The sequence below is a fragment of the Microcystis sp. M53603_WE2 genome, from assembly GCF_030065435.1.
Genome location: NZ_JASJFF010001052.1, coordinates 1 through 4,017, shown reverse-complemented (window position 1 = coordinate 4,017; position 4,017 = coordinate 1). Strand labels below are relative to the sequence as shown.

General features: G+C 49.3%; 4 protein-coding genes. All 4 read left to right on the top strand.

Annotated elements, in window-relative coordinates; translation table 11 throughout:
• The first annotated feature begins 252 nt into the window (after nt 1–252).
• The 4 genes from PX481_RS22190 (at nt 253) to PX481_RS22175 (ending at nt 3,895) form a co-directional block, all read left to right on the top strand.
• A complete protein-coding gene (locus PX481_RS22190) occupies nt 253–504 on the top strand; it encodes a sulfate permease (RefSeq protein WP_080603588.1) in 252 nt (83 codons plus the stop codon).
• 94 nt (nt 505–598) lie between these two features.
• A complete protein-coding gene (locus tag PX481_RS22185; protein WP_288096068.1) occupies nt 599–1,720 on the top strand; it encodes a sodium-dependent bicarbonate transport family permease in 1,122 nt (373 codons plus the stop codon).
• Nucleotides 1,721–1,795: 75 nt separating this feature from the next.
• On the top strand, nt 1,796–2,134 hold the full coding sequence (locus PX481_RS22180; RefSeq protein WP_002757700.1) for a P-II family nitrogen regulator: 339 nt from the start codon (nt 1,796–1,798) through the stop codon (nt 2,132–2,134).
• Between the two features lie 345 nt (nt 2,135–2,479).
• Nucleotides 2,480–3,895, top strand: a complete 1,416-nt coding sequence (locus PX481_RS22175; protein WP_288096066.1) for a cation:proton antiporter — start codon at nt 2,480–2,482, stop codon at nt 3,893–3,895.
• Nucleotides 3,896–4,017: the final 122 nt, after the last annotated feature.

Below are 4,017 nucleotides of genomic sequence, written 5' to 3'. Positions count from 1 at the left end.
TACACTTCTGTTACTGCCTTGAGGAGCTTTGCTAAACAGAAGCAGGAATGGAGGGGAACGAGTAAAAACCTCCCCACCCCGCTTATATCATAGGTTTAAATCAATACTTTTGTAAAGATATATCGATTTAAACTCAATTTACAAAAATTTGCTTGTCAAGCTATCCGTTCTAGTATAGATTTAGAACAATCGATCTTTAAAAACCATAAAGTTTTGTCTATCAAGGCTGGTCTGTCAACCGCCAGCTTTGTTATGGCAAAAAATCCTTTGCTCAGTTGGATTCTCATGGAAATAACCAATCGTATTCATTTTGACAATTTGCGGGGCGATAGCTTCGGTGGTGTAACAGCTGCCAGCGTTTCTCTCCCTCTAGCTCTTGCCTTCGGGGTGGCTTCTGGGACGGCGATCGAGGCCAGTTTAACCGACAAAAATCCCGAATTAGGCTTACCTGCGGACTTGACACTGTCCAAAGTTCTGCCCGCAACAGGTTTGCTTAAGGGGTAAAGAGCCTTACTCTTACTCTCTTTCAGCTTTTGAAGGTTCATTTAGTTCGTTTATATTCAATACTCCTCATCAGGGGAGGCTTAAGGAGGTATTCGTGGATTTTTTCTCATTGTTTGTCATGGACTTTATCCAGCAGTTGCAGTCGCCAACGCTGGCCTTTTTGATTGGTGGCATGATCATTGCCGCTCTCGGTAGTGAATTGGTCATCCCAGAGTCGATTTGTACGATCATCGTCTTCATGCTGCTGACCAAAATCGGTCTGACCGGCGGGATTGCCATCCGCAATTCCAACCTGACGGAAATGGTATTACCAATGATCTTTGCCGTCATAGTAGGGATTATTGTGGTCTTCGTCGCACGCTATACCTTAGCCAATCTGCCCAAGGTGAAAGTGGTGGATGCGATCGCAACTGGGGGGTTATTTGGAGCCGTGAGTGGCTCGACTATGGCAGCCGGTCTGACGGTACTCGAAGAACAAAAGATCCCCTACGAGGCCTGGGCCGGCGCACTCTATCCCTTTATGGATATCCCGGCGCTGGTAACGGCGATCGTGGTGGCTAACATTTATCTTAACAAGAAGAAGCAGAAAGAATCGGCCTACGACCGCGAGTCTTTTAGCAAGCAGCCGGTGGCGGCCGGGGATTATTCCGATCAGCAGGATTATCCCAGCAGTCGGCAGGAGTATCTCAGTCAGCAGCAGCCTACGGATAATCGGGTCAAGATCTGGCCGATCATTGAAGAAAGCCTTCGCGGACCTGCCCTATCGGCCATGTTATTAGGTCTGGCTTTGGGCATATTCACCCAGCCGGAAACTGTCTATAAAAGCTTCTACGATCCCCTCTTTCGTGGCTTGCTTTCAATCTTGATGCTGGTCATGGGGATGGAGGCTTGGTCAAGGGTTGGTGAACTGCGTAAGGTGGCCCAGTGGTATGTCGTCTATAGCGTCCTAGCACCGTTTGTACATGGTCTAATCGCCTTCGGTCTCGGCATGATTGCCCACTACGCCACCGGGTTCAGCTGGGGCGGTGTCGTGGTTCTGGCCGTCATCGCTTCCTCTAGTTCCGACATCTCCGGGCCGCCCACGTTGCGGGCCGGTATCCCCTCGGCTAATCCCTCCGCCTATATAGGCGCGTCCACGGCCATCGGTACGCCCGTAGCGATCGGCTTGTGCATACCCTTCTTCCTTGGTCTCGCCCAGGCCCTCAGCGGCGGCTAGGATTGTGGTCTGTGGGCGCTCCCTTGACGGGGCTTACCAAGCAAATAAATGTACACATTTAAGGAGATAATCAACATGGCCAAACCAGCCAAAAAGCTCGTCATCGTCACAGAAAAGATTTTGTTGAAAAAAGTCGCCAAGATCATCGAAGAATGCGGGGCGAGTGGTTACACGGTGATGGATACTGGCGGTAAAGGCAGTCGCAACGTGCGCTCGTCGGGACAACCCCACGTTTCCGAAACCGATACGAATGTTAAGTTCGAGATACTTACCCCCGATCGAATTATGGCCCAAAATATTGCCAAGCAGGTTGCCGATCAGTTTTTCCTCAATTTTGCGGGCATGATCTATCTCTGTGATGCGGAGGTTCTGTACGGACAGAGTTTCTGTGGACCAGAGGGCTGTGAAATCTAGACAACTAAGCTTGTCTTGATCCGGGCCACCCCATCTGCAGCCTGACTGTCCTTGAGCGGTGGCCCTTTTTCCTATCCCCCAGTTTTATGACCACCTAGGGCTTGCTGAATAAATCTAAAAACCTTGTTGGATAAGGCTTTTAGGCTTTTTTCCCTCAAAAAGTGCTGACCATTGGAGTGATTGGGGGTAAAATTCCTGGACTTTTTCCCTGAAAATTAGGTAACTGACTACCTCAAAATCGGTAAAACCCTACACCCTATACCCCACACCCCACACCCTGCCCCCACGAAAAACTTTTTCAGCAGACCCTACCTAAAACCTTTAAACCCTCATCCCTTTAAACTCATGATTTTGTCCCCTATTCTGCCTCCTTTGATCGGGGAGATAGCGGCTCCCATGGCTCCGCTCCCCTTGCTCGCCACCGTTGTGGCCGAGGATTCACCGATTATTCTCTCTGGCGTATTGCTGACACTGGTGGTGATTTATCTGGCCAGCAAGCTCGGCGCAGAGGCCGCCAGACGATTGGATTTTCCGCCGGTACTGGGAGAACTGGTCGCTGGTGTGATTGTCGGCGTTTCGGCACTGCATCTGCTCATCTTTCCCGAAGGGGGACTATCGGCCTCGGACTCGGTGATTATGACGGTACTGCAAGGATTGAATCAATTGGCCCCGGCTGCCGTAGAGCGAATCTTTGAGTCCCAAAGTGAAGTGATTTCGGTTCTAGCTGAAATCGGTGTGATTATTCTGCTGTTTGAAATTGGCCTAGAATCGGATCTGCGACAACTCAAGGAAGTGGGAATTCAAGCCACGGTTGTGGCCTGTGTGGGGGTTGCGGCACCTTTTGCGGCAGGTACGGCCGGGTTAATGCTCGTCTTTCATGTGGCGGCTATCCCGGCGATTTTTGCGGGGGCAGCCTTAACGGCAACCAGTATCGGTATTACCTCGAAGGTGTTGTCCGAGTTAGGTCAACTCAAATCCAAAGAAGGGCAAATTATTGTCGGTGCGGCGGTGATCGATGATGTCCTCGGTATTATTGTTCTGGCTGTGGTCGCTAGTTTAGCCAAAACTGGTGAGATTGATGTGACCAATGTTATTTATCTGATTGTCAGCGCTACGGCCTTTTTGATCGGATCAATTTTGTTGGGAGGTATTTTTAACAAAAGTTTTGTGGCGATCGTGGAGCGGCTGAAAACTCGGGGCAATATTGTTATTCCGGCATTTGTCTTCGCTTTCTTTATGGCATTTTTGGGCAATGCTATTCATCTTGAAGCGATTTTAGGGGCTTTTGCTGCGGGTTTGGTGCTTGATGAAACTGATACCCGGAACGAGTTGGATGAGTTAATTAAACCGATCGCCGATTTGCTTGTACCGATTTTCTTTGTGACGGTGGGAGCGCGTGCTGATCTCGGTGTTTTAAACCCAACGGTACCGGAGAATCGGGCCGGACTTTTGATCGCTGTCTTTTTGCTGGTTGTGGCGATCGTTGGTAAACTGGTGACAGGCTGGGCAGTTTTTGGCATATCCGGAATCAATCGCCTCGCCATCGGTGTGGGTATGATTCCCCGGGGTGAGGTGGGTTTAGTTTTTGCTGGGATTGGTTCGGCCAGCGGAATTTTAGATAAGCCTTTGGAGGTGTCGATTATTATTATGGTAATCCTGACCACTTTCCTCGCTCCTCCCTTCCTCAGAGTCGCTTTTGGTAAGACGGAAACTGTTCCCGAAACCCTAGCAAGCAAGGATTCGGCTAATCCTATTCCTTAATTTTGATGGTAAAATCTAATTTTTTAGACGAGGCTGAAGCATTTTCAGCCTTTTTACAAATCTATGCTAAGGATCAGGGAGCGATCAAGGTAAGATTTGAGAGTATCTAATCTTTTTCCTAT

Coding starts and splice junctions, on each gene's coding strand:
- PX481_RS22190 (WP_080603588.1), top strand. CDS start 253: ATGGCAAAAAATCCTTTGCTCAGTTGGATTCTCATGGAAATAACCAAT.
- PX481_RS22180 (WP_002757700.1), top strand. CDS start 1,796: ATGGCCAAACCAGCCAAAAAGCTCGTCATCGTCACAGAAAAGATTTTG.
- PX481_RS22175 (WP_288096066.1), top strand. CDS start 2,480: ATGATTTTGTCCCCTATTCTGCCTCCTTTGATCGGGGAGATAGCGGCT.